22 protein-coding genes are annotated in these 26329 nt (G+C 64.8%); 16 read left to right on the top strand and 6 right to left on the bottom strand.

Annotated features, from left to right (window positions below; translation table 11 throughout):
- Positions 1–13 precede the first annotated feature (13 nt).
- Genes CXY71_RS20760 through CXY71_RS15905 form a run of 3 tightly spaced genes read left to right on the top strand, consistent with a single transcriptional unit; the run spans position 14 to position 2663 of the window.
- The gene (locus CXY71_RS20760) at positions 14–1042 is read left to right on the top strand and encodes a LacI family DNA-binding transcriptional regulator (protein WP_158253132.1); all 1029 of its coding nucleotides are present in this window, start codon (positions 14–16) and stop codon (positions 1040–1042) included.
- Positions 1039–1704, top strand: a complete 666-nt coding sequence (locus CXY71_RS15910) for a bifunctional 4-hydroxy-2-oxoglutarate aldolase/2-dehydro-3-deoxy-phosphogluconate aldolase (RefSeq protein WP_233204673.1) — start codon at positions 1039–1041, stop codon at positions 1702–1704. The genes CXY71_RS20760 and CXY71_RS15910 overlap by 4 nt, the downstream gene beginning before the upstream one ends.
- Positions 1701–2663, top strand: coding sequence for a sugar kinase (locus tag CXY71_RS15905; RefSeq protein ID WP_104137533.1), 963 nt, complete (start codon positions 1701–1703; stop codon positions 2661–2663). Before CXY71_RS15910 ends, CXY71_RS15905 begins: the two co-directional genes overlap by 4 nt.
- 21 nt (positions 2664–2684) lie before the next feature.
- Here the strand turns inward: CXY71_RS15905 and CXY71_RS15900 are convergent, their stop codons facing one another.
- The gene (locus tag CXY71_RS15900) at positions 2685–3530 is read right to left on the bottom strand and encodes an NAD(P)-dependent oxidoreductase (RefSeq protein WP_104137530.1); all 846 of its coding nucleotides are present in this window, start codon (positions 3528–3530) and stop codon (positions 2685–2687) included.
- Positions 3531–3568: 38 nt separating this feature from the next.
- The gene (locus tag CXY71_RS15895; protein ID WP_104137527.1) at positions 3569–4573 is read right to left on the bottom strand and encodes an aldo/keto reductase family protein; all 1005 of its coding nucleotides are present in this window, start codon (positions 4571–4573) and stop codon (positions 3569–3571) included.
- Positions 4574–4712: 139 nt separating this feature from the next.
- Between CXY71_RS15895 and CXY71_RS15890 the strand changes: the two genes are divergently transcribed.
- The 4 genes from CXY71_RS15890 (at position 4713) to CXY71_RS15875 (ending at position 9504) form a co-directional block, all read left to right on the top strand.
- The gene (locus CXY71_RS15890) at positions 4713–5945 is read left to right on the top strand and encodes an ROK family transcriptional regulator (protein WP_104137895.1); all 1233 of its coding nucleotides are present in this window, start codon (positions 4713–4715) and stop codon (positions 5943–5945) included.
- Between the two features lie 22 nt (positions 5946–5967).
- On the top strand, positions 5968–7245 hold the full coding sequence (locus CXY71_RS15885) for a multidrug effflux MFS transporter (RefSeq protein WP_233204672.1): 1278 nt from the start codon (positions 5968–5970) through the stop codon (positions 7243–7245).
- A gap of 157 nt (positions 7246–7402) precedes the next feature.
- A complete protein-coding gene (locus CXY71_RS15880; RefSeq protein WP_104137524.1) occupies positions 7403–8116 on the top strand; it encodes a phosphatase PAP2 family protein in 714 nt (237 codons plus the stop codon).
- Positions 8113–9504 (top strand): FAD-binding oxidoreductase, encoded by a 1392-nt coding sequence (locus CXY71_RS15875; protein ID WP_233204671.1) that lies wholly within the window; start codon positions 8113–8115, stop codon positions 9502–9504. The genes CXY71_RS15880 and CXY71_RS15875 overlap by 4 nt, the downstream gene beginning before the upstream one ends.
- Here the strand turns inward: CXY71_RS15875 and CXY71_RS15870 are convergent.
- Positions 9501–10061 (bottom strand): hypothetical protein, encoded by a 561-nt coding sequence (locus CXY71_RS15870; RefSeq protein WP_146071786.1) that lies wholly within the window; start codon positions 10059–10061, stop codon positions 9501–9503. The genes CXY71_RS15875 and CXY71_RS15870 overlap by 4 nt on opposite strands.
- A 286-nt stretch (positions 10062–10347) precedes the next feature.
- Here CXY71_RS15870 and CXY71_RS15865 point away from each other — a divergent pair, with 286 nt between their 5' ends.
- The 3 genes from CXY71_RS15865 to CXY71_RS15855 are packed head-to-tail and all read left to right on the top strand — an operon-like array spanning position 10348 to position 12669.
- Complete coding sequence (locus CXY71_RS15865) at positions 10348–11745, top strand: TrkH family potassium uptake protein (RefSeq protein ID WP_104137515.1); 1398 nt, start codon at positions 10348–10350, stop codon at positions 11743–11745.
- Positions 11738–12436 (top strand): TrkA family potassium uptake protein, encoded by a 699-nt coding sequence (locus tag CXY71_RS15860; protein WP_233204670.1) that lies wholly within the window; start codon positions 11738–11740, stop codon positions 12434–12436. The genes CXY71_RS15865 and CXY71_RS15860 overlap by 8 nt, the downstream gene beginning before the upstream one ends.
- Complete coding sequence (locus tag CXY71_RS15855) at positions 12433–12669, top strand: ferrous iron transport protein A (protein ID WP_104137512.1); 237 nt, start codon at positions 12433–12435, stop codon at positions 12667–12669. The genes CXY71_RS15860 and CXY71_RS15855 overlap by 4 nt, the downstream gene beginning before the upstream one ends.
- Here CXY71_RS15855 and CXY71_RS15850 read toward each other — a convergent pair.
- Genes CXY71_RS15850 through pdhA form a run of 3 tightly spaced genes read right to left on the bottom strand, consistent with a single transcriptional unit; the run spans position 12666 to position 16147 of the window.
- A complete protein-coding gene (locus CXY71_RS15850) occupies positions 12666–14042 on the bottom strand; it encodes a dihydrolipoamide acetyltransferase family protein (RefSeq protein WP_104137509.1) in 1377 nt (458 codons plus the stop codon). The two genes, CXY71_RS15855 and CXY71_RS15850, sit on opposite strands and share 4 nt — an antisense overlap.
- A 9-nt stretch (positions 14043–14051) precedes the next feature.
- Positions 14052–15071 carry an alpha-ketoacid dehydrogenase subunit beta gene (locus CXY71_RS15845; RefSeq protein ID WP_104137507.1) on the bottom strand — a complete coding sequence of 340 codons (1020 nt, stop codon included), beginning with the start codon at positions 15069–15071 and terminating at the stop codon, positions 14052–14054.
- Complete coding sequence (gene pdhA, locus CXY71_RS15840) at positions 15071–16147, bottom strand: pyruvate dehydrogenase (acetyl-transferring) E1 component subunit alpha (RefSeq protein ID WP_104137504.1); 1077 nt, start codon at positions 16145–16147, stop codon at positions 15071–15073. Before pdhA ends, CXY71_RS15845 begins: the two co-directional genes overlap by 1 nt.
- Positions 16148–16299: 152 nt before the next feature.
- Here pdhA and CXY71_RS15835 point away from each other — a divergent pair, with 152 nt between their 5' ends.
- The 6 genes from CXY71_RS15835 (at position 16300) to CXY71_RS15810 (ending at position 26144) form a co-directional block, all read left to right on the top strand.
- On the top strand, positions 16300–16983 hold the full coding sequence (locus CXY71_RS15835) for a metalloregulator ArsR/SmtB family transcription factor (protein ID WP_104137501.1): 684 nt from the start codon (positions 16300–16302) through the stop codon (positions 16981–16983).
- 428 nt (positions 16984–17411) lie between these two features.
- Complete coding sequence (locus CXY71_RS15830) at positions 17412–21167, top strand: nitrate reductase subunit alpha (protein WP_104137498.1); 3756 nt, start codon at positions 17412–17414, stop codon at positions 21165–21167.
- Entirely contained in the window at positions 21167–22834 is a 1668-nt protein-coding gene (narH, locus tag CXY71_RS15825; protein ID WP_104137496.1) for a nitrate reductase subunit beta, read from the top strand. Before CXY71_RS15830 ends, narH begins: the two co-directional genes overlap by 1 nt.
- Entirely contained in the window at positions 22831–23544 is a 714-nt protein-coding gene (narJ, locus tag CXY71_RS15820; RefSeq protein WP_233198392.1) for a nitrate reductase molybdenum cofactor assembly chaperone, read from the top strand. The genes narH and narJ overlap by 4 nt, the downstream gene beginning before the upstream one ends.
- A 2-nt stretch (positions 23545–23546) precedes the next feature.
- Positions 23547–24320: a respiratory nitrate reductase subunit gamma gene (narI, locus tag CXY71_RS15815; RefSeq protein WP_233204669.1), complete on the top strand. Its 774-nt coding sequence runs from the start codon at positions 23547–23549 to the stop codon at positions 24318–24320.
- Positions 24321–24737: 417 nt separating this feature from the next.
- Positions 24738–26144 carry a dicarboxylate/amino acid:cation symporter gene (locus CXY71_RS15810; protein WP_104137493.1) on the top strand — a complete coding sequence of 469 codons (1407 nt, stop codon included), beginning with the start codon at positions 24738–24740 and terminating at the stop codon, positions 26142–26144.
- The last annotated feature ends 185 nt before the right edge of the window (positions 26145–26329 follow it).

Here is a 26329-nt window from a genome sequence, read left to right as displayed (position 1 = left end):
GCGGGCGGGTCAAGTGGCGACAACGATTCGACAGGTTGCTGAGGCCGCCGGCGTGTCGATCGCTACCGCGTCGCGCGCGCTGAGCGGATCCGATGCCGTTGTAGCCGCGACCAAAGACCGCGTCGTGCGAGTAGCCGCTGCACTGGACTACACCCCGAGCCGACTGGCGCGCGGCCTCGTGACCGGTACGACCGGCAACATCGGTGTGATCTTTCCCGACATCACCAACCCCTTCTATACCTCGTTCCTGGCCGAACTCGAATCGCTCGTTGGCGCGTACGATATGGGCATTGTGATCGGCGATTCCCATGAGAATCCCGACCGCGAGTACGCCCTGGTGCGTCAGATGTCCACCCAGGTTGATCGCCTCGTGCTCACCTCCAGCCGGCTGACCGACGAACAGATCGTGGCCGCGGCCGGCCGGCTGCCGGTTGTGCTCGCCAACCGACGGCTCGATGTCGGCGTGGACGTGCCACCTCGGCTGAGCCAGGTGGTCATTGACGTGGACGCTGGCTTCACGTCGGCCGTCACCCATCTGCACGCGCTCGGCCACCGCAGGCTCACCTATCTCGACGGACCCGCCCGTTCCTGGTCGGCGCGCCAGAAACGAGCCGCACTTATCCGAGTCTGCGGCGAACTCGGGTTGAACCTAACCATCGTGGGGATCGAGCGGCCCGACTTCGCGGCCGGGCTCGCGGCGGGCACCGACCTCGACACCGACCGGGCCACTGCCGTGCTCGCCTTCAACGACCAGGTCGCGCTCGGAGTGCTCGCGGCGCTCCGCGCTCGCGGCATCGATGTTCCGGGCCGAATCAGCGTGATCGGCTGTGACGATTCCCTCCCAGACGGGCTCGCCTGGCCAGCGCTGACCACCGTCGACAGCTCCAGCCGAGTCCTTGGCGCCCTTGCCGCGGCCGCTGTGCTCAACCCCAAAACGCACCAGACCGGCAGTGTCCCCACCCGACTCATCGTTCGTCGGTCGACGGCCAGTGCCGTCCCAAGTTTCAACCCCCGTGTAGAACAAACCCAGGAGTCACCGTGACCCTCGCCCCCTCGCCGGCCCGCGTGCCGGCATCCGCTCGACTGCGCCAGCACCCGATCATCGCCGTGTTGCGCGCGAGCGCCGCGACCGACTACGATCCCGTGGTCGACGCGCTCGCCGAGAATGGCGTGCGCTCGATCGAACTCACACTCAGCACATCCGGCACCTTCGAGCATTTGCCCGCCCTGCTCACGCGGGTGGGCGACGACGTCGAAGTGGGGATTGGAACCATCGTGACCGTGCGCCAGGCCGAATTCGCCATCGCGGCCGGGGCGCACTATCTCGTGACCCCGATCGTAAACCTCGATGTGATCGCGCTCGCCGTGCGCGAGGGCATTCCCGTGTTCCCGGGCGGGCTGACGCCCACTGAGCTCTACGGCGCCTGGGCCGCCGGTGCCACCGCCGTGAAGATTTTCCCGGCCGAAACCGTGGGGCCGCAGTACGGTTCGCACCTGCGCGGGCCGTTTCCCGACCTGGAGTTCGTTCCCTCCGGCGGGATCGGCCTCGAAGACATTCCGCGCTGGCTGAACGCCGGTGCCCTCGCCGTGAGTCTCGGCGGCCCGCTCGTGGGCGACGCGCTGAAAGGTGGGTCGCTCGTGGCGCTCGCCGAACGGGCGCAGCGAGTGACCAGCCTCGCAGCGGATGCCCTGGCGCAGCGATGAGCGCCGCATCCGTCGCTCCCTCGGTTGTGACCCTGGGCGAAACGATGGCCCTGATGAGCGCAGACACCTTTGGGCCGCTGCAGCATACCCGGGCCATGACCCTGGGCATTGGCGGTTCCGAGAGCAACGTAGCCATCGCGCTGCGACGCCTTGGCACGCCGGTCACCTGGATCGGTCGGGTGGGCGAGGACTCCCTCGGTGACCTCGTGCTGCGCGAAATCAGCGCGGAGGGCGTGCGGGTGGTGGGAATCCGCGATTCGGAGGCACCGACGGGGCTCATGGTCAAGGAGCGTCGCACGAGCCGGGATACCCGCGTCTGGTACTACCGTCGCGGCAATGCCGGGCCGCGACTGACGCCAGGCGACATTGACCCCGAGCTCATTCGCACTGCGTCGCTGCTGCACCTCACGGGCATCACGCCCGCTCTCTCTGACACCGCTGCTGACGCCGTATTCGAGGCAATCAGGGTGGCTCGCGATGCCGACGTCACCGTGTCATTCGACCTCAATTTTCGAGGCAAGCTCTGGTCGCCCGCTGAGGCCGGCGCCATATACCGCCGCATCCTGCCGTTCGTTGACGTCGTCTTCGCCGGCGACGACGAGGCGGCCATCGCGGTCGGCGATGCGGCGACGCCGTTGCTGCTGGCGCATCATTTGATCGAGGCTGGGGCCGGCGAGGCCGTTGTGAAACTCGGCGAGCGTGGTGCGGTTGCCGTCGTTCAGAGCCTGGAATACGAGCGGGCGGCCATTCCCACCACGCCGCTTGACACCGTGGGCGCCGGGGACGGTTTCGTGGCCGGCTACCTCGCCGAATACCTGCTGGGCCGCGACGTGGCCACCCGGCTGACCACCGCCGTCACGGTGGGTGCCTACGCCTGCCTGGTTCCGGGGGACTGGGAGGGCATGCCGCGCCGCAGTGAGCTCGCCGTCCTGGGGGCAAGCGAGCGCGTCAGTCGTTAGGCCTGCGGTTGCGGTGGCGAACTACACGTGGTCGCGCCAGCTGTGCTCGGGGGCGAAGCCGAGCATCCGCTTCGCCTTGTCGATCGACAGCAGAGTCTCGTGTTCGTCGACCTCTTTAGTGACGGTGACGTTTGGAAAGACCTCGGCGGCCAAGCTCGCGCTCGACCGGCTCATCACGGTGTCGGCGGCCGCAATGATGAACGTCTCGAAGCCCGGCTGTGCCTGCTCGAGCGCCCGGAGCACGGCCTGAGCGCCGTCGCGACCGTCGATGTAGCCCCAGAGGTTCCACTTGCGCAGGGTGGCGTCAGCGTCGTAGCCGGGGAAGGCCGCGTAGTCGTCCGGATTCATCACGTTGGAGAAGCGCAGCGCCGTGATGCTGAGCAGCGGGTCCCAGCGCACCAGCTGAATGGCCATCTGCTCTTCGAGGTGCTTGACCAGCGAATACGTGCTCTCGGGCCGTGCCGGGTACTCTTCGTCGACGGGAATGTATGGCGGGTCGATATCGAACGGCAGGCCCAGGGTCGTCTCGCTTGAGGCGTAGACGATCGTCTTGATGCCGGCCCGCCGCGCCGCCTGAAACACGTTGTAGGTCGCGAGCATATTGTTGTGGAAGGTAGCCACGTCTGGCGCGATTCCCGGTGCCGGAATGGCTCCGAGATGCACAACGGCATCGAACCCGTCGGTGCGGTCGTTGATGCCGAACATCACGTCACTCACCTGGCCGTAGTCGGTGAGGTCGATTTTCGTGAATCCGAAATCGCGAGTTCCCGACTGGTCGAGGTTGGTGACTTTGTGGCCCTCGCCCGCCAGGCGCGCGACGACGCTGCGTCCGAGCTTGCCACTGCCACCGGTAACGGCGATTCTCATTGCGTACTCCTAAATTTTATAAAGCGGATGCCGCTGGCTTACGCTTCGCGCTGCTCCGGCGAGACGGTTTTGCGCGGGTCAAACTCGGCCAGGTCGCGCACGGCGGCATCGATTCTCGTGAGCACGTCGGCGTCGAGCTGCACTCCGGCAGCCTTCACATTGTCGGCGACCTGCTCTGGGCGGGAGGCACCCATGATGGCGGAGGCGACGTTCTTATTCGCGAGCACCCAGGCGAGCGCGAGCTGCGCCATGGTGAGCCCGAGGTCGTCGGCGATCGGGCGCAGCTTCTGCACGGCCGTGAGAACCTCGGTGCTCATCCAGCGCTGGATCGTGTTGGCGCCACCCTTGGCATCCGTTGCCCGGCTGCCTTCAAGGAGCGCCTGCCCCGGCAGATACTTGCCGGTAAGCACGCCCTGTGCAATCGGGGACCAGACGATCTGGGAGACGCCGAGTTCCTCGGCGGCCGGAACCACCTCGGACTCGATCACGCGCCAGAGCATCGAATACTGCGGCTGGTTGGAGATGAGCTGAACACCCAGGTCGGCGGCGAACTTGTGGCCGGCCCGCAACTGCTCGGCGTTCCACTCGCTCACTCCGATATATAGGGCCTTACCCTGGCGCACAACGTCGGCGAAGGCCTGCATGGTCTCTTCGAGCGGAGTCTCCACGTCGTAGCGGTGTGCCTGGTACAGGTCGACGTAGTCGGTCTGCAGCCGAGTGAGCGAGCCATCAATGGATTCGAGGATGTGCTTACGGGATAGCCCGGTGTCGTTGTGACCTTTGGGGCCAGTTGGGCCGAAAACCTTGGTGAAGATCTCAAGAGATTGGCGGCGTTCGCCCTTGAGTGCGTTGCCGAGTACCTGCTCTGCCACGGTGTTGGCGTACACATCCGCGGTGTCGAAGGAGCTGATTCCCGCGTCGAGCGCCGCGCGCACGCAGGCCGTCGCGGTGTCATTCGCAATCTGCGAACCGTGGGTGAGCCAATTGCCGTAGGTGATTTCAGAAACTTTTAATCCGCTGTTGCCGAGATAACGAAATTCCATGGTGTCCCTGTCTGGCACCTCTTGACTGTTAGCGCCGTCGATGATTTGTTGACTCTGGCAACGTATCACTCTACGGAGTCCATCCGGGGCGGTAACCTGAATTCTGACCCACGAGTGAGAGTCGAGAGCAGTGCACGCCATGCAGGGCACCAACCATGACGATCTGCGTCGCCGCAACCTGTCGATCATTCTGCGCCTGGTGCACCGGGGCGGGGCAGCGTCGCGGGCGCAGCTCACCCGACTGACCGGCCTGAATCGGTCGACGATTGGCGCATTGGTTGCCGAACTCGTCGAGCGCGGGTTGGTTGAGGAGCGCATGCCCGACCCGACCCGGTTGGCTGGTCGGCCGAGTCCGATCGTCGCGGCGAGCGACGGAGTGGTGGCCCTCGCGCTGAACCCCGAGATCGACGCGATCACCGTGGGAGTGGTCGCTCTGAGCGGCGTCGTGCACCGCCGAATCCGCTTCGCAACAAGATCGTCGCCGACGGCCGCCGAGGCCGTGGCGATCACTGTGAGCATCGTTGACAAGCTTCGGTCCGAGCTGAGCGAATATTCCATAATCGGAATAGGCGTTGCCGTGCCCGGCCTGGTGCGTGCGTCCGACGGTCTGGTGCGCCACGCCCCACACCTCGGCTGGGTGGACGAGCCGCTCGGTGATCTGCTCGCGGCGGCAACGGGCCTGCCCGTCGTCGCGGCGAACGACGCGAGCCTCGGCGTCACCGCTGAACGCTACTTTGGCGCCGGGCAAGGCATGACCGACCTGATCTACCTCAACGGAGGGTCGAGCGGAATCGGCGGCGGCCTCGTAGTCGGGGGCGTCGCGGCCGGTGGCCGAGCGGGCTACGCCGGAGAATTCGGGCACGTCCGGGTCAGTGCGAGTGGGCAGAAAGACTCAGCTGGCATCGCGGGCACCCTCGAAGCCGAGGTGACCCGCGACGCCCTGCTCGAGGCGCTAGGCCTCCGCGCGAGCGAAACGGATGCCGATACCCTCGAACGCGCGCTGCTCGCCTCCGACTCCCCGGTGGTGCACGCCGAGGTCGCCCGGCAGCTCGATTTTCTGGCCGTCGCCCTGGCTGGCGCGGTCAACGTGCTCAACCCGCAGGTGATCGTGCTCGGCGGCTTTCTCTCCGCGCTGCATGCCGTCGACCCCGACCGGCTCAGCCGCGCGGTCGCCGCTCTGTCACTGGGGACCGCGTTCGACGGGGTGCGGATCGCGCCAGCGCTGCTCGGCTCGAATCTGCTGTTGATCGGGGCGGCCGAGCTGGCCTTCGAGGCGCTGCTGCTCGACCCGCAGCTGGATCGTGGGAATACTTTCGCGCTCTCCGCGCTTGGCGCAAGGGCGGCCGTGTCGCCCGCCAGCCATCCTCGCTAAACCAACCAAGGACATCCGCTACGTGATTACCGCCAGCATCCCCGTCATCAGTGCCGAGCAACTCTCCTCGACTGCCGTGCATCCCGGGGACAAGCTGAGCCGGCGACAGCGCATCGTCTACATTCTCATTCTCGGAGCCCTCACCGCCCTGGGCCCGTTCACGATCGACCTCTACCTGCCCGCCTTCCCGACACTCGAGAGCGAATTCGGTGTCTTGCCGTCGGTCATTCAGCTCACCCTGACCGGAACCATGATCGGTTTCGGGTTCGGGCAGCTCGTCGTAGGTCCGTGGAGCGACAAGGTGGGCCGACGGCTGCCGCTCATGCTGGCGGCCGGCCTGCACATTCTCGCTTGCGTCGGTGCCGCGATGTCGAACGACATTATTGTGCTCGCGGTGTTTCGCGTGCTGCAGGGCTTTGGCGCTGCGGCCGGTGCGGTCGTGGCGATGGCCATGGTGCGCGACCTGTTCGGCGGCAAGCCGCTCGTGCGTATGCTCTCCCGGCTGGCCTTGGTCAGCGGCCTTGCGCCGGTACTTGCGCCGGTAATCGGTTCGCAGCTTCTGCTCGTGATGAACTGGCGCGGCATCTTCTGGGTGCTCGCCGCCTACGGCGTCATCGTGATTTTGGCCGTTGCGTTCTGGATCGTGGAGACCCTGCCCGAGAGCGAGCTCCACGTGAAGGGGCACAACACCCTGGCGCAGCGCTACAAAGCTGTGCTGAGCGACCGCACCTTTGTCGGCGTCGCGATCATCGGCGCGATGACGTTCACCGGGCTGTTCTCTTACCTCTCGGCCTCGCCGTTTCTCTTTCAGGATGTCTACGGGTTCAGTCCGCAGGAATACGGCCTGCTCTTTGCCGTGAACTCGCTCGGTGTCGTCACCGGTGTGCAGTTGAGCTCGCGGCTGATGCACCGATTCAACATCGGCCCGCAGTGGATTCTGTCGGTCTCCACGATCGTGCTGCTGCTCACTGCCGGGGCGATCGTGCTCCTGGACTTTGCCGGCATGGGGCTGTGGGGCACGCTGGTTCCGCTGTGGTTCTTCATCGCCGCCTGCGGCTTCACTCTGCCGAGCGTTCAGGTCATCGCCCTGAACGCGCACGGGCATGAGGCCGGAACCGCGGCGTCCTTGCTCGGCGCGGCGAACTTCGGTGTGGCCGGCCTGATCTCGCCGGTTGTGGGACTGCTGGGAGTAGGAACGTCGATACCGATGGCATCCGTTATGGGAGTCACCGCGGTGGTGTCGCTCCTCTCGCTCTGGCTGATCGTGCGGCCGCGCACCGTGCCGGCGCTCGAGCGCTAAGCCCGCTCGCAGCTCTGGGCGCACCTAAGGGTCGTGGCCCATGATCTAGGATGGGCCCAGTTTTCGGACCTAGGCCCGGTGCAAACGCCGGGGAGCGGATGGTGCGGGTTCGGCCCGCCGATGGCCGAATCGGGAGCGGCTGTTCTACGATGGCGGGATGATGAACCCGAAGTCTCCGGAGCGCGCCGCCGACCCCGCAGCGCGCCGCATCTCCCGCCGCTGGCCCGTGATCAGCGGGATGTCTGCCGTCGCACTGGCCGCCCTGCTTGGTCTGGTCGTCGTCGTGCGTGCCAACGGACTCGTCCTCGAGGTCGACACCGAGTGGATGGGCGAGGTGATCGAACACCGCTCTCCGATCTGGGAGATTCCGTCGCTGTTCATGAACGCCTTCGGTGGCGGTCTGTTTGGCGTGCTGATCGTGCCGATCGTCATCACCCTGGTCATCGTGTTTATCAAACGTCCGTGGGCGGCCGGCTACTATCTCGCGGCTACCGTGGTCAGTGCTGGCGCTGTGCAAGTCCTGAAGCAGGTCTTTGGTCGGGCCCGGCCGGAAGACATGCTGGTCACCTCCGATTTTGGCTCGTTTCCGTCTGGCCACGTCGCCAATGCGGCCACCATGGCGGTGTGCTTCGCCATCATTTTTCCGCGTCTATGGATTGCCCTGGCCGGTGCCGCGTACACGATTGTCATGCTGCTCAGCCGCACCTACCTCGGCGTGCACTGGTTGACCGATACCATCGGCGGGCTGCTGATCGGTGCCGGAGTTGCGGTTGTGCTTTGGGCTCCGGTGGCGGCAAAGCTCGATGGCGAACGTGCACTCGCTGCCCGGCTGCGGCTCGAACGAGACCGAAAGAAGGCAGCCCAATCGTGACTCGAGTGACCCCCCGGCGCAATGGCGACGTCTCCTTCTGGTGGAACCAGCTCGGGCAGCCAGTACCTCGGCCAGCCCTGCCCGGGTCGACCCGGGCCGACGTCGTCATTGTCGGCGCCGGCTATACCGGCCTGTGGACCGCGTACTACCTCAAGAAGGCGGCGCCGCAGCTGCGTATCGTGGTGCTCGAAGCCCGCTTCGCCGGGTTCGGCGCCTCCGGACGTAACGGCGGCTGGCTCACGAACTCGATCACCGGCGGTCGTGACCAGTATCTGAAAAAACACGGCCGACCGGCGGTCGAAAACTTTCAAGCCGCGATGAACGACACGGTCGACGAGGTTATCCGGGTGGCCGCAGCGGAGGGCATCGATGCCGGCATTGTCAAGGGCGGCGAATTCACCATCGCCTACGATGCCCCGCAGCAGCGGCGACTCGAAAATGCCGCGCGGGCCGAGCAGTCCTGGGAGCACACCGACGTCGAGTTGCTCTCGCGGGCCCAAGCGCAAAACCGCATCAACGTGACGGGAACCACCGGGGGCATGTGGCATCCGCACTGCGCGCGCATTAATCCGGCGGCGCTCGTGGCTGGGCTGGCCCGCGCGGTCGAAGCGCTCGGCGTTGAGCTCTACGAAAACACCCTGGTGAGCGAGATCGCGGCCAACCGGGCAGTGACCGAATACGGTACCGTCGACGCCGCGTTCGTCGTGCGCGCGACCGAGGGGTTCACGGCCGCGCTCAAGGGGTTGCACCGTACCTGGCTTCCCATGAATTCGTCGCTGATCGCGACCGAGCCGCTCGATGCATCCATTTGGGAAAAGATTGGCTGGTCGGGTCGGGAAACGTTGGGGGACATGGCGCACGCCTATATGTACGCGCAGCGCACGTGCGACGACCGCATCGCTATCGGCGGGCGCGGGGTTCCCTACCGATTCGGTTCGAAAACGGATGCCGACGGCGAGACCCCGCAAACCACCATCGACGCCCTGCGCGAGATTTTGGTGCGCTTCTTTCCTGCGACTAAGGACGCCAATATCGATCATGCGTGGTCGGGCGTGCTCGGTGTGCCCAGGGATTGGGCCGCGACCGTCGGTCTTGACCCGCAGACCGGACTGGCCTGGGCCGGCGGCTATGTGGGCACCGGGGTGGCGACCACGAACCTGGCCGGACGCACCCTGACTGACCTGATTCTCGGCCGCGATAGTGCGCTCACCGGACTGCCTTGGGTGAACCATCGGGTACGCCCGTGGGAGCCGGAACCGCTCCGCTGGCTCGCGGTCACGGCGCTGTATCGCGCTTATTCGTTCGCCGACCGCACTGAGTTGACCGGTCGCCACACGACGTCTCCGCTCGCGCGGGTGGCCGATGTGGTGTCGGGACGCGGGCACTAACCGATCAGTTTTGCGGTGTGTCGCGTCAAGCGGCCAACCAGCTGGGGCCGCAGGCGGCCGAGTTCGGCCGCCGTGAACGGATCGGGTGGGCGCAGCACGGTAACGCCGAGCTCGTCGATCACGGTTTCAAGCGATTGCCGCGACCAGACGTGTCCGTTCAGCCGCACGAGCACATCGCCGCCGGAATCAAGCAGGTACAGGTACGGCAGACAATCGATAGATTCGCTCTGATAGAGCTCGACCAGCACGAGACTGTCGATATCGGCGGTGGCGACGCGCGTTTTGCGGCCGAGCAGACTCCGTACCGACAGACGATCGGGGGCGACGCGCAGCGTCATTTTGCTGACTCCGAGCGCGAAGATCACGCCGAGGGCGGTAACCCCACACTGAATTTCGAGCACAAACGGCCAGGTCTGGCGTGGAATAGACAACCAGTAGAACACGAGAAAGAGCGGGATGAACAGGGCGAGCGCCGCGATCATCGCGTGCGACAGGATCCGTTCCTGTGGCCGCAGCACGCGTATTCGTACCGGTTCTAGTCCTTCGCGCTTTATCATTATTTTCCCCCAGTGTCGAGTATTGCGTACCTGTTGTGGTCGCCGCGTACCGAAAAAAGGGGCTAGACGAAGCTCGTCGAACCGACTACAAATGACTGCCGAACAAACCCGGCCAGCACGCGCTTGCATGGGGCCCGGAACGTGGGCCAAGTCAATAAACTGGGCCCAGGTTCATAAGGCGGGCTCGGGGAGTTTGTGTCCGCCCACGCTCAGGAACGAGGAGCCGGGTGTACCCCACATTCCTGCCCGTCCGGGCCAGCGGGCGCTCCCAGCGTAGAGTTGGACCGTGCACTCACGGGCAGTCCGCGAACGCGGCAACACAACGAAGCGCTACCGCCTGCATCCAGCGCAAGTCGTGGTCTCCGGCTTCGCCCTGACCATCCTCGTCGGTACCGCCCTGCTCATGCTGCCGAACTCCCGCGTCGGCCCCGGCGGGGCGTCCTTCTTGGAAGCGCTGTTCACCGCCACGAGCGCCGTCTGCGTCACCGGGCTGACCGTCGTCGACACGGCGGTTTACTGGACGCCGTTCGGCCAGATCGTGATTCTGGTGCTGATCCAGATCGGCGGCTTCGGCATCATGTCGTTCGCCTCGGTGGTCGGTTTGGCGATCGCCCGCAAACTCTCGCTGCGCTCGCGCGTCACGGCCGTCGCCGAGACCAAGAGTGTCGGCCTCGAAGACGTCAAGGGACTCGTGCTCGGTGTCGTGCGCATCTCCCTCGCCATCGAGGTGACCATCGCGGTCATGCTGGCCTTACGGTTCATGATCGGCTACGGCGAGCCGGTTGGCCGGGCTATCTGGCTCGGCGTGTTCCACTCCGTGTCAAGCTTCAATAACGCCGGTTTCGCCCTGTTCAGCGACAACTTGATGAGTTTCGCAACGGATGCCTGGATCTGCCTTCCGATCAGTGCCGCCGTGATCCTCGGCGGGTTGGGCTTTCCGGTGATCGTGCAGTTGCGACGGCAGCTGCGAGCGCAGGTGCGGAATCCAAGGCGCGGCTGGTCGATTCGCACCTGGACCATGAATACCCGCATCGTCGTGGCCGGCACGATCGCACTACTCATTCTCGGAACGGCATATATCACCGCGGTTGAATGGTCGAATCCGAATACGCTCGGGCCGCTGGACTGGCCCGGAAAGTTGCTGACCGGTTTCTTTCAGTCGGTGCAGACCCGCACCGCGGGTTTCAACAGCATCGATATCGGCCAAATGGACTCGGCGAGCCTGCTCGGAATGGATGTACTCATGCTGATCGGTGGCGGCCCGGCCGGAACCGCTGGTGGCATCAAGATCACGACCTTCGCCGTCTTGTTCTTCATCCTCTGGACCGAGCTGCGCGGTGCGGTTGCCGTCAACGTTTTTGGCAAGCGCCTCTCCCGGGCGGTGCACCGGGAGGCGATCACGATTGCCCTGCTCGCGGTGGCCGTGATCATCGCCGCAACGGCGGCCCTCATGCTCATGACGGAAATCTCGATGGACGCCCTGCTATTCGAGGCGATCAGCGCCTTCGCAACCGTGGGGCTGTCGACCGGAATCACTGCGGGGCTGCCCTGGGGCGGCCAGATCATTCTCATCTTGCTCATGTTTATCGGCCGCCTCGGTCCGATCACCATCGGCTCTGCTATCGCCCTGCGCGAACGGCACACCACCTATGAACTCCCCAAGGAAAGGCCGATCATTGGCTAAATATTCGCTGTTCGGGCATCGTGACCCGGCTCGCCTGGCCGAAGCCGAATCGGTCGTCGTCATCGGCCTCGGCCGGTTCGGCAGCTCCTTGGCCCTCGAACTCATGAAGAGCGGCACCGAGGTACTCGGCATCGACGGTGACGAAGAGATCGTGCAGGCCCACAACGGACTACTCACGCACGTCGTGCGCGCCGACTCGACCAAGGAAGCGACGCTGCGCGAGCTCTCGGTGCCCGAGTTCTCAAGCGTGGTGGTGGCTATCGGCGGTGATATTCAGGCGAACATCCTGACCGCGTCACTGCTGCTCAAGCTCGGTATTCCGAACATCTGGGCCAAGGCCGTCAGTGACCCGCACGGTGAGATTCTCACCCAACTCGGCGTCAACCACGTCATCTACCCTGAGAAGGACATGGGTAAACGGGTCGCGCACCTCGTACGCGGTGCCATGCAGGACTACATCGAGATCGGCGAGAACTTCGCGCTCGTAAAGACGGCGCCGCCGGGCGCACTGATCGGCGTTCCGCTCGGCGAAGCCAAGGTGCGTGCCCGCTACGGCGTGACCGTGACGGCGTTTCACCGGCCCGGCGTGGGCTGGAGCTACACCTCGCTCGACACGGTGATCGAAGATGGCGACATCATCCTTGTCGCCGGGGAGTCGGCGCGCGTCGAAAAGTACAGCCTGATGCGATGAGCGGTCCCTTCACTTTTCTAGCGGATGCCCCGCTCGGCACCCGGGTTGTCGTGCGCACGCGAATCCCCGGTGGCTATACGGACGCGCTCGGTTTTTTGCGCAGCCGCAGCGCGGCATTTGTTTCGGTGCAAACCAAGCGCGGACTGGTGACTCTCGCGATGGTCGACGTCGTGGCCGCGAAAGAGGTGCCGCCTGCGCCCGAGCCGCGCCGGCGGCGGGGGATCCCGGGTTAGAGAACGATGCGCAGCGGCTCCTCGAGCAGCTGGGTCAGGTCGTGCAGGAACGCGGCCGCGACTGCCCCGTCGAGCACTCGGTGGTCGACGGTCAGGGTGATCTTGACCATGGGCACGCTCACGAGCTCGCCGTCGCGCACCTGGGGAACCTCGGTGGCCGCGCCGATCGCCAGAATTCCGGCCTCCGGCGGGTTGAGCACGGCGGTGAACGAGTCGATGCCGAACATGCCGAGGTTGCTGATGGTGAACGTTCCACCAGACATCTGCGCCAGGGACAGACTGCCCGTACGGGCGAGTCCGGCCAGGGTGCGCGTCTCGGTGGCGATGGCGGCGAGCGACTTCTGATCGGCGTCGGCCACCACCGGAACGAGCAGTCCATCGTCGGTGGCGACGGCCACGCCGACGTTGACTCGGTTGTGGCGCAGAATGACGCCATCACCCCAGGAAGCATTTACCTCGGGGTGGGCGCGCAGCACGACAGCGCAGGCGCGCACGAACAGGTCGTTCAGGCTGACCTTGCTGCCGACCGTTTCGAGCGAAGCGTTGACGCTGGCACGGAACGAGACGAGTTGCTCGACGTTGACGACGCTGGTGAGGAAGAAGTGCGGCACAGCCTGGCTCTCGGTGAGTCGGCGGGCTGTGACAGCCCGAATGCGACTGACCGGCACGGAGACCGAGTCGGTCGAAACGGCGGCCGGGGCTGCCTGAGCTGCTACCGGCACCGAAGCGGATGCTGCGGATTCCTGAGCCAGGATCGCCGTGTCAACGTCGGTGCGGGTGATGCGGCCCTGCGGCCCGGTGCCCGCGATCGTGTGCAGGTCGATTCCGTGCTCGCGGCCGATCTTGCGGGCCAGCGGCGAGGTGCGGAGCTCGCCGCTCGGCGTCGACGCTGCGGCCGGAGCGACCGGAGCGACCGGAGCGACCGCGACGGCGGTTGGAGCTGATGCGGCAGGCGCCGCAACCGGAGCCACCGCGGCGGCGGTTGGAGCTGACGCGGCAGGCGCTGCAACCGGAGCCACCGCGGCGGCGGTTGGAGCTGACGCGGCGGGTGCTGCTGCCGGAGCTGCGGCATCCGCTTTGGGAGTGGCGGCAGGAGTGGCGGCAGGAGCGGCGGGCGCGTCCTCCTTGACGATGTTGCTGCCGTCGCCGATGCGGGCGACCGGCGCGCCGATCGGTACGAGCGCGCCGGCGACGACGAGCAGCTGTTCGAGAACGCCGTTGTCGAAGGCCTCGAGGTCCATCGTGGCCTTGTCGGTTTCGATCTCGGCGAGCACATCGCCCTTGTGGATCTCGTCGCCGACCTGCTTCATCCAGCGGCTGAGTTCGCCCTCCTCCATGGTGTCGGAGAGGCGGGGCATGATGACGTCGGGCATGGCCGGCTCCTACTTGTCGTTCGCGGTAGTTGAGATGTTGAGTACTTCGCGCACGACCTTGGCGAGGTCGGCGGCATTGGGCAGCGCAGCCTTCTCGAGGGCCTTGGCGTAGGGCAGCGGCACCTCGGCGGCGGCGACGCGGCGCACGGGGGCGTCAAGAAAGTCGAACACGCCCTCGCCGATGGTCGCCGAAATCTCGGCGCCGATACCGTAGCTGAGCCAGTCGTCTTCGAAGACAACGGCGTGGCCGGTCTTCTTCACCGAGGCGCAGATGGTGTCGCGGTCGAGCGGACGCAGGCTGCGCAAGTCGACGACCTCGATTGACAGACCCTCGGCTTCGAGCTGATGGGCTACCTCGAGGGCGGTCGTGGTACCGCGCGAATAGCTGACGATGGTGAGGTCGGTGCCGGTCTTGACAACCGCGGCCTTGCCGATTTCGGCGACCTGTTCGCCGTCGGGAACCTCGCCCTTGGCGCTGTACAGCGAGAGGTTCTCAAGAAAGATCACCGGGTCGTCGTCGCGAATCGCCGCGGTCAGCAGCGCTTTCGCGTCGGCCGGGGTCGACGGGGCGACAACCTTGAGCCCGGGAATGTGCGCAAACCACACCTCGAGGTTCTGCGAGTGGGTCGCGGCGAGCTGCTGGCCACCGCCGCCGGGCATGCGAATGACCAGCGGAATGGAGACCTGACCGGCGAACATCGACCGCATTTTGGCGGCGTGGTTCACGATCTGGTCGATCGCGATAAGGCTGAAGTTGATCGTCATGATCTCGACCACGGGCCGCATGCCGAGCATCGCGGCGCCGAGGGCTGCGCCCACGAAACCTTCCTCGGCGATTGGGGCGTCGAGCACCCGCTCTGGGCCGAAGTCTTCGAGTAGTCCGGCGGTGATCTTGTATGACCCCTCGAACACTCCGATCTCTTCGCCGATCAGAAAGACCTTCTCGTCGCGCTCGAGCTCGGCGCGCAGGGTCTCATTGAGTGCCTGGCGATACGTGATCGTGCGGGTTGTTGCTACTTCGGTAGTCATCACAGTGCGTCCATAACGGGTTCTCCGGGCAAAGCGGATGGCGCATTCGCCACCGGGGTTGCGTATACATACTTGAACAGGTCTTCTCGAGCGGGCTCCGGGCTCTCCTCGGCGAACACGACCGCCTCAGAGACGCGCACGTCGGCGGCCTCGTCGATGGCGGCGGCATCCGCTTCACTGAGCACACCGGAGGCGATCAGTTCGGCGCGAAAGCTCGGCACCGGATCGGACTGCTGGGCGATCGTGGTCTCTTCGGGTGAGCGGTAGCGGGCCGGGTCGACCACTGAGTGGCCGCGCAGTCGATAGCACATAACCTCGAGCAGCACCGGTTGACGCGACTCGCGGGCCTGCTTGAGGGCGTCCCGGGCGGCGTCGCGCACGGCGAGAACGTCGTCCCCGTCAACCCGCACGCCGGGCATGCGGTACGACGCGGCGCGCTTGTACAGATCGGGCTCAGCGGATGCCATCTCCACAGTCGTGCCCATGCCGAGCCCGTTGTTGACGATCACATAGACGATGGGAAGCTTCCACAAACCGGCCAGGTTGAGCGATTCATGGAAAGCGCCGATGTTGGTGGTGCCGTCACCGAGCAGACACATCACGGCGGCCGCGTCTGGGCCAGCCGTTTCCTGATTTTTCAGAGCGAGGGCGGCGCCGGTGGCCGGGGGAATCTGCCCGCCGACGATGCCGTAGCCGCCGAGCAGGCGCGCTTCGGAGTCGAACATGTGCATCGAACCGCCGCGTCCGCCGGAGACGCCGGTGACCTTGCCGAACAGCTCGGCCATCACGCGTTCAGGCGACAGGCCACGCAGAAGGGCGTAGCCGTGGTCGCGGTAGCCGGTGAACAGGTAGTCGCGGGTTTCGATCGCGGCCGTCAGGCCGACCACGGTGGCCTCTTCACCGAGGTTTAGGTGGCAGTAGCCGCCGATTTTGGCGCGGGCATACATCTCGCTGGAGCGCAGTTCGAAGGCCCGCACCAGCGACATCCGCTCATAATAGTCACGGAGGGTTTCGGCGGGTTCACCGCCAGTGGACTCGACTCCTGCTTTCGGTCGCGTGCGGGCTTTTGCCGCCATGTGGTCCCACTTCCTGCGTATTTCGTCTATTAAGACTATTACTTTGCGAGCAATGATTTGCTTTCCAACCGTTCAGCGGGAGAATCTGCGGTGGAAGGGTTGAAATATAATTTATTCTGCTGCCGCCCATTGCGGGAGGTCATAATGGAGTTATGGCCGCCCAACCCCCGAGTTACAAAACGCTCGCCAGTCTGAGCCGCATGAACCTGCTCTACCAGCTGCAAAGTCGCGGAACGATGACGGTCAACGACCTCGCCGAAGCCGCTGGTCTGCACCCCAATACCGCCCGCGAACACCTCGATCGCCTGATCAATGACGGTTTCGTCACCTGTGCTCCCGAGTCGCGCGACAGCAAGGGGCGGCCGAAGATGCTCTACAGCGCTGCCAGCGGGGTTAGTGCCGAACTCGGTTCGATTCGCGCCCGCAAGATCGCGGCCGCGCAGGAGCGTGCCGAGCAGTTGAGACGGATGCTGCCGCTTCTTTCCGCAGGCCAGCCCGCCCTGGCCGGCTGCACCGGCCCCGCAGCCCGGCGTCAGCTCGACGCCCTCGACGACCACCTGGATCAGGCCGGCTTCGACGCGAGCGTCGCCGCCAATGGTGAACAGGTCAACCTGCACGACTGCCCATACTCGGAGATGGTCAAGGACCACCCCGAGGTCTGTGGTGTGCACTACCGGTTGATTCAAGGAGTGCTGGAGCAGGCCGATGGCCCGCTGCGCGCGGTTGGACTGAACATCATCAACGCCCCGCACCTGTGCGTGATCGACGTCGTCGCAACGGCGGTGGCGACCGACGACACCAAGCCTCTGAATACGCGGGATTTGCGCCGAACTTGATCGAAGATTCGTCATCGAACCGATCAGAACGGCAACATGGGGAATGATCATGGCCAATAAGGTGACGACACAAGAACAGACTGCGGCGCTGGAGAAATCGAGCGGATCGATCGTGACTTTGCGGTAAATTTCTGAAACTAAAACGGGAACCCCGATCTTGGTGCCTAACCTGATCGGGGTGCCGAATTCGCCGCGGGCGTCCACCTGAGATGCTTCGAAACGCCCCATCGCGAAGCCCCGAGGGTCGTTTGTGTCGTCTCGTACGTCGCCCCAACTGTCCAGAGCCTGTGATTGGTCCGCTGAAAGCGCCGCCGGCCGGGCAAAACATTATTCACGGTGGTTTGCGGTTGTAGGCCTCGACGTGAGCGGCGAAGCTCGTTCTGAGGGTGAGTGCCACTACGGCATTCCCCGGCACGCAAGGGGCAGCCGTGAAAACACGCACAGGTACGACCAGCACCACCAGCAAGCCCGGCACCGACGGTCCGGTCACCGATTCGCTGCTCAAGCTCGGCCGCTTTCTACGCCGCGGCGAAACCAGCGAGGACCTGCGCAGCGTGTTCAAGACCGGCGGCCGCGCCGCCGACGCGTTCTACCGTGACCGCTGGACCCACGACAAAGAGGTGCGAAGCACCCACGGCGTGAACTGTACCGGCAGCTGTTCCTGGAAGGTGTACGTCAAGGACGGAATTATCACCTGGGAAACCCAGCAGACCGACTATCCCAGTGTCGGCCCGGACAGCCCCGAATACGAGCCCCGCGGCTGCCCCCGCGGCGCCGCGTTCAGCTGGTACACCTATTCGCCCACCCGGGTGCGGTACCCCTACGTGCGCGGTGTGCTGCTGAACCTCTTCCGCGAAGCGAAGGCTCGCCTCGGTGACCCTGTGCTGGCCTGGGCCGAGATTACCGGCAATCCCGAAACTTCCCGCCAGTACAAGAGTGCCCGTGGCCAGGGCGGCCTGGTTCGTGCGACCTGGGACGAAGCCGCCGAGATCGTCGCCGCCGCCCACGTGCACACCATCAAGAAGTACGGCCCAGACCGGATCGCCGGCTTTAGCCCGATTCCGGCCATGTCGATCGTGTCGCAGGGCGTCGGCAACCGGTTCATCTCGCTGCTCGGCGGCACCATGCTCTCGTTCTACGATTGGTATGCCGACCTGCCGGTCGCCAGCCCGCAGGTGTTCGGCGACCAGACCGACGTGCCAGAATCGGCCGACTGGTGGAACTCCAGCTACCTCATCATGTGGGGTTCGAACGTTCCCGTCACCCGTACCCCCGACGCGCACTTCATGGTCGAGGCCCGCTACCGCGGCCAGAAGGTCATCACCGTCGCGCCCGACTACGCCGACAACTCCAAGTTCGCCGACGAGTGGCTTGCTGTGCACCCCGGCACCGACGCCGCCCTCGCCCTTGCCATGGGCCACGTCGTGCTCAAGGAATTCCTGGTCGACCGCCGTACCCCGCGCTTCGTCGAATACATGAAGAAGTTCAGCGACTCGGCCTACCTGATCGCGCTCACCCCGCGTCAGGATGCGTGGGTGCCCGGCAAGTTTCTGACGGCCGATGCGCTGCCTGGCATCGACGCATCCGTTTCAAGTGCAGCCTTCAAGACGGTCATGCTCGACGAGAACGGTGAGGCCTTCGTGCCGAACGGGTCGATCGGGCACCGGTTCAGCGAGGCCGACAAGGGCAAATGGAACCTCGACCTCGAGGGTCGCGACCCACTCCTCTCTATCGCGGATGCCCCGGATTACGACGGTGCCTCTGTCGCGATCGACCTGCCCCGCTTCGACATCACGCCGAGTGCTGACAGCGTCGGTGAGCGCCACGCCGGTGCCGCCGGCATCGTGCGCCGCGGCGTACCCGTACGCGAGGTTGCCGGAGTGCTCGTGACGACCGTGTTCGACCTGCTGCTCGCCCAGTACGGCGTCGGCCGCGACGGTCTGCCGGGCGAATGGCCCACCGGCTACGATGACGCCTCCACCCCCGGAACTCCAGCCTGGCAAGAGGAGATCACCTCGGTTCCGTGGCAGGCCGCCGCACGCATCGGCCGGGAATTCGCGCAGAACGCCGAAGACTCGCAGGGTCGCTCGATGATTCTGATGGGAGCCGGTACCAACCACTGGTTCCACTCCGACACCATCTACCGCACCTTTCTCGCACTGACCACCATGACCGGCTGCCAGGGCGTGAACGGTGGCGGCTGGGCCCATTACGTCGGCCAGGAAAAGGTGCGTCCGCTCACCGGCTATGGCCAGTACGCCTTCGGCCTGGACTGGGTGCGCCCGCCGCGCCAGATGATCGGCACCGGCTTCTTCTACCTCGCCACCGACCAGTGGCGCTACGACGGCCTGAGCGCCGACACCCTCGCCAGCCCGCTCGGTACCGGGATATTCAAGGGACGCACCACCGCGGACACCATGGTCGAATCGGCCAAGCGCGGCTGGATGCCGAGCTACCCGACCTTCAACCGCAACTCGCTCGACCTGGTCGACGACGCGGTTGCCGTGGGGCAGGAACCCGCCGAATACGTCGTCGATTCCCTGAAGGACGGCTCGCTCGAGTTCGCCTGCGAAGACCCCGATGCCCCCGAGAACTTTCCGCGGGTGCTCGTGGTCTGGCGGGCCAACGTTCTCGGCTCCTCAGGCAAGGGCAACGAGTATTTTCTCAAGCACCTACTCGGCGCCGACTCCGCCGTACGCGGAGTGGAATCCATGCCGGCTCGCCGCCCGAAGACCATGAAATGGCACGAGAGCGCCCCGGAAGGCAAGCTCGACCTCATGGTCACGAGCGACTTCCGCATGACCTCGACAACCATTTACAGTGACGTAGTCTTGCCGCCGGCCACCTGGTATGAGAAGAATGACCTCTCGACGACGGATATGCATCCGTTTATTCACTCATTCAACCCCGCGATCGCGCCGCCGTGGCAGGCGAAGACCGACTTCGACATCTTTCACGTGCTCGCCGCGAAGATCTCCGAAATGTCGGTCACGCACCTCGGGGTGCGCAAGGACATCGTCGCCGCTCCGCTGCAACACGACACCCCCGACGGCATGGCCACCCCGCACGGCACCGTGTTGAACGACCAGCCGCTCATCCCCGGCGTCACCATGCCGAGGCTCGTCGTGGTCGAACGCGACTACCCGGCCTTCGCCGCGCAGCTCGGCGCGCTTGGGCCGCTCACCGCGAAGCTCGGCATGGTCACCAAGGGTGTGAAATTCAACCCCGACGTCGAGGTCGCCTACCTCGGCAAGAAAAACGGGCTCGTTCCCAGCGGTCCCGCCGCCGGCCGCCCGCGCCTGTCGACCGCTATTCACGCTTGCGAAATGGTGCTCGCGCTCTCGGGCACGACCAACGGCCGCCTCGGCACGCAGGGTTTTCGGCAGCTCGAGGAACGCACCGGCGTCAAGCTCGCCCAGCTGGCCAGCGACAACGAGGGTCGACGTTTTTCCTATCCGGATGTCCAGGGTGCGCCGATCCCGGTACTCACCTCCCCGGAATGGTCTGGTTCAGAGCACGGTGGTCGCCGCTACAGCGCCTTCACCATCAACGTCGAGCACTTGAAGCCCTGGCACACTCTCACCGGTCGTCAACACTTCTACCTCGACCACGACTGGATGATCGAACTGGGCGAGCAACTGCCAATCTTTCGGCCGCCGCTGGACATGTACCGCCTGTTCGACGACTCGATCGTCGGCGCCACGAGTAAGACCCCGACCGGTCACGCCGAGGTGGCCGTGCGCTACCTGACGCCGCACTCAAAGTGGTCGATCCACTCCGAATACCAGGACAACCTGCTCATGCTCTCGCTCTCCCGCGGCGGTCCGACCATCTGGATGAGCCCGCAGGACGCCGACAAGATCGGCGTGATCGACAACGAGTGGATCGAGTCCTACAACCGCAACGGCGTCGTCGTGGCCCGCGCGATCGTGTCGCACCGCATGCCGGAGGGCACGGTGTACATGTATCACGCGAAGGACCGCACCATCAACGTGCCGGTCGCCGAAACCAGCGGTATGCGCGGCGGCACCAACAACTCGCTCACCCGCATTTTGCTGAAACCCAGCCATCTGATCGGCGGCTATGCCCAGCTGTCCTTCGCCTTCAACTACCTCGGCCCGACCGGGAACCAACGCGACGAGGTCACCGTGATTCGTCGCCGCAGCCAGAAAGTGGATTACTAATGCGTGTCATGGCCCAGATGTCGATGATCATGAACCTCGACAAGTGCATCGGGTGTCACACCTGCTCGGTCACCTGCAAGCAGGTGTGGACCAACCGCACCGGCGTGGAATACGCCTGGTTCAACAACGTTGAGACGCGGCCAGGCCTGGGCTACCCGCGGGAATACGAAAACCAAGAGAAGTGGAAGGGCGGCTGGGTGCGCAACAAGCGCGGCCGCCTGCAGCTTGCGGCCGGCGGACGACTGAAGAAGCTCTCGCAGATCTTCAACAACCCCAACCTGCCGCAGATCGACGACTACTACGAGCCGTGGACCTACGACTACGACATGCTGACCACCGCTCCGGCCGGCACGCAAAGCCCGGTCGCACGCCCGAAATCGCTCTTGACCGGCCAGGACATCGACATCAAGTGGTCGGGCAACTGGGACGACGACCTCGGCGGATCGCAGGAGACCGCCGCGCAAGACCCGATTCTCGCAACGATGAGCGAGCACGTGAAAATGGAGTTCGAAAAGACCTTCATGTTCTACCTGCCGCGCATCTGCGAGCACTGCCTGAACCCCGCCTGCGTGGCCGCCTGCCCCTCCGGCGCCATGTACAAGCGCGAAGAAGACGGCATCGTGCTCGTCGATGAAGACGGATGCCGTGGCTGGCGCATGTGCGTCTCCGCCTGCCCCTATAAGAAGGTCTACTTCAACCACAAAACGGGCAAGGCCGAGAAGTGCACGCTCTGCTACCCATTGATCGAGCAGGGTAAGCCCACCATCTGCTCCGAAACCTGTGTCGGACGTCTGCGTTACCTTGGCCTCATGCTCTACGACGCCGATGCGGTGCTCGCCGCAGCCTCGATCGAAAACGATCAGGACCTGCTCGACGCCCAGCGTGCTTGCTTTCTCGACCCGTTCGATCCCGAGGTCATCGCCGCCGCCAAGGCGGAGGGCATGGCCGACGACTGGATCGAAGCCGCCCAGAACAGCCCCATCTACCAGCTCATCTCCGAGTACGAGGTCGCACTGCCGCTGCACCCGGAATACCGCACCATGCCCATGGTCTGGTACATCCCCCCGCTCTCGCCCGTGGTCGACGTGGTCAGCAACTCCGGCAGCGACGGCGAAGACGCACGCACCCTGTTCGCTGCGATCGACAAACTGCGCATTCCGGTGGAATACCTCGCCGGACTGTTCTCGGCGGGCGACGTCGTTCCGGTCGAGCTCTCGCTGCGCAAGCTCGCCGCGATGCGCGCCTACATGCGCGACATCAACCTCGGCAACGAGCCCGATGAGCGCATCCCGAACGCGGTCGGAATGACCGGCGAGACCATCACCGCCATGTACCGGCTGCTCGCGATCGCCAAGTATGAAGACCGCTACGTCATTCCCAAGGCCCACGTCGAGACCGCGCGAGAGCTCGAAGAACTCGGCTGCTCGCTCGACAACGACGGCGGACCCGGCATGGGCGGGCCCGCCTCGGCTGGGCACAGCGGCCCCTACGGCAATACCGTCGGCATGCCGCTCGGTGCCACGGTCGACAACTACAACGAGATGACCGGGCGGTCGAGCGCCACCGCGCCGACCACACCCGGGCGGGTCAACCTGCTCAACTGGAACGGCTCCGGCGTACCTCAGGGCATGTTCCCGCCGATAGCAGATGCCGGGAGTCCGGCATGAGCATCCGCCCGCCTCGCCTTAATTTTGGTTTTCGGGCGCCGAAGGTGGCTCTGCGGGCGATTGCTGCCGTGCCGTTGATGCCGGAGCAAGGGGTCATCGCACACATGGCGGCGTCGATTCTGCTGGACTACCCCACACCGGAGCGGCAGCGGCAGTTTTCGCTGGTGCGGGCGTCCGTTACTCAACTGCCTGACCCGCTGCAAAAGGCGTTCGACGCATTCTTCACGGCGATCGACGGCTGGAGCGAGCAGGACCTCGCCACCCATTTCACCGCGACCTTCGATCTGAAGCGCAAATGCTGCCCCTACCTCACCTACTACGCGGCCGGCGATACTCGTCGCCGCGGCATGGCGCTCGTGCGTTTCGTCGAGGCGTACCGGGCGGCTGGCTGGCAGGTTGATGCCGACGAACTGCCCGACTACTTGCCGATGGTGCTCGAGTTCTCGGCGCTGTCGGATTCACCGATCGCGCAGGAGCTGCTTGCCGCACACCGGGACGGCATCGAGGTGTTGCGCACGGCGCTGGAGAAGTTCGACAGCCCCTACGCCCACCTTGTGAAGGCCGTGTCGCTGTCGCTTCCCGAGATCGATGACGAAACCCGCGAACGCTACCTGGACCTTGTAAACGAGGGGCCGCCGACCGAGACGGTCGGCATGACCTATCTCGGCAATTTGAAGCCGTTCTCCGCGCACGCAAATGAAGCCAGATAGAAATGGGTACTGAGAGTATGACCGCCTGGGATTACCTGCTCTGGGTCGCCTTTCCCTACGCCGCTTCCGGCGTGTTTGTAGTCGGGCACCTGCTGCGCTACCGCTACGACCAGTTCGGCTGGACTTCGCGATCGAGCCAGACCTACGAGAACCGGCTGCTGCGCTGGGGTTCGCCGATGTTTCACTACGGCATGCTCATGGTCATCGGCGGGCACGTCGTCGGCCTGTTCATCCCGAAGTCGTGGCTCGAGTACTTCGGGGTGACCGAGCATCTATACCACCTCGGGGCGACCTGGCTGGGAACCTTCGCGGCGGCACTCACGGTGGCCGGGCTGGCTATTTTGATCTACCGCCGGCGTCTGACCAAGCGGGTGCTGCTCGTCACGACGGTCATGGACAAGGTCATGTATGTGTTCCTGGCAAGCACGATCGTGTTCGGCACAACGGCGACGGTGCTGTACCAAATCTTCGGCGGCGGCTACGACTATCGTGGGTCGATTTCGCCGTGGATCCGCTCGCTCTATAGTTTTCAGCCTGATCCCTCGCTCATGAGCGACGTGCCGTTCTTCTTTCAGCTGCACGTGCTCACGGCGACGGCACTGTTTCTACTCTGGCCGTTCACCCGGCTGGTGCATGTGTTCTCGGCGCCGCTCGGCTACCTCGTTCGTCCCTACGTCGTCTACCGTTCGCGCGACGACCCCCGTGGTGCCGGGGCCCGCCCGCCGCGTCGCGGTTGGGAGAAGAGCGAGCGCCCGCTGGAGCGTTCGAGAAAATAAAGCGCACTAAGCAGGTGTACTAGGAGGCATCCACTGACGACGGATGCCGGGTGTTGGTCGATCGGCTGTGGCCGTGCGGGGTCACAACCCTGAATCACAACCCTGAATCACAACCCTGATCTACGGGGCCTAAGGACTCGCGCGTGAACCACGCCCGGGTGCTCGCGGGGTACCTCGAGGAGTAGCCGGCTCGTTGATCGAAGCACGACCTGGCGAGTGATCGAGATCCCTGGGCGGGTTTCGATCGCTCGTGCTTCGTGCCCCGACCAACGGGGGCTCACGCGTCGACTTGCGAGGGGGGAATAGCGCGTCGTTGGTCTGGCTTGCACCTAGAGCCGCTCGCACGCGGACACCATTCTTGACGAGGTCCGGCCCGCTCCTGGGGCACCGGGGGGCCGAGCGTGCGCGGTACACCGCATGACAACAGAAAGTGTCGTACTTGTGACTTCAACAGTTCGCGTCAGTACCAGCAGAATCCCCAAGTGGGTCAAGTCCTTCGGCGTTCAAATCATCGCCGCGCTCATCATCGGCCTCGGTCTCGGACTGCTTGCAAAATACACCGGTAGCACAGAAGCAAACCCGAATGGCCTCGGAGCCACACTGAAGATCATCGGGTCCAGCTATGTCTCGCTGCTGCAGGCGGCTGTCGTCCCGCTCATCTTCACGGCCGTCGTCAGTTCTATTGCCAATCTCCGCCAGGTGTCCAACGCTGCGAAGCTGGCCTGGAACACACTGCTCTGGTTCGCCATCACGGCACTGATCGCCGTTCTGATCGGCATAGGCCTCGGCGTGCTGATTCGGCCGGGAGCTGGTACCGGCATGGCAGTGGATGCCGAATACTCCGGAAAGACCGGTGACTGGTGGGCGTTCCTGACCGGGCTGTTCCCGAAGAACTTTCTCGGTCTCGGTGCAAGCACGAGCGTCGTCGACGCAAGCGCGACCACCAACATCAGCTTCAACGTGTTGCAGATTTTGGTCATTGCCATTGTCGTGGGCATCGCGGCGTTGAAAGTGGGCAAGGCGGCCGAACCTTTTCTCAATCTGAACGCATCTGCTCTTGCAGTCATTCAAAAGGTGCTGTGGTGGATCATTCGGATCGCGCCGCTCGGCACGATCGGCCTGATCGGTAACGCCGTCGCGGTCTACGGGTGGGACACCATGGGATCGCTGGGTAAGTTCGCGGTCACCATTTATATCGGTCTCATCCTGGTCTTGTTCGTGGTCTATCCTGTGCTGATCAAATCTCACGGGCTGTCCGTGAAGCAGTACTACTCCGGCGTGTGGCCGGCCGTTCAGCTCGGCTTCGTGTCACGCTCGTCGATCGGCACACTGCCGCTGACTCAGCGAGTGACCGAGCGCAACCTCGGTGTGCCCCGTGCCTATGCATCCTTCGCGGTTCCGCTCGGCGCCACCACCAAAATGGATGGCTGCGCGGCCATCTATCCGGCCGTTGCCGCAATTTTCGTCGCCCAGTTCTTCGGTATCCAGCTGGACCTCACCCAGTATCTGCTGATCGTGCTCGTCTCCGTGCTGGGTAGCGCAGCGACCGCCGGTACCACGGGCGCCGTCGTCATGCTGACGCTGACCCTCTCCACCCTGGGGCTGCCGCTCGCCGGCGTTGGCCTGCTGCTGGCCATCGACCCGATCATCGATATGGGCCGCACCGCCGTCAACGTCGCTGGTCAGGCCCTCGTGCCGACAATCGTGGCCAAGCGCCAGGGCATGTTGAACGAGAAGCTTTACAACGCCCCGCGCACAGCGCAGCCGTTCACGGACGACCCCGCGGAATCAGCGCCAAGCGAACTGGCAGACATGCGGGCCTAGCTCGCTGGCGCGGCTCGTTGGCGCGGATTGTTGGTCGAGGCGCGAGCTTGCGAGCGATCGAGATCCTGGGCGGGTCTCGATCGCTCGTTCCCCGTGCGTCGACCGTCGGGGGGGTGCCCCTATGTTTTTGTCAAGCAGCGAGTTGGTGTTCAGTTTCGTAGAGGGTGCCGTCTCGCAGCATGGCG

The organism is Cryobacterium sp. Y62, assembly GCF_002929785.1.
Taxonomy (GTDB): domain Bacteria; phylum Actinomycetota; class Actinomycetes; order Actinomycetales; family Microbacteriaceae; genus Cryobacterium.
This window is presented reverse-complemented; position numbering and strand designations above follow the sequence as displayed.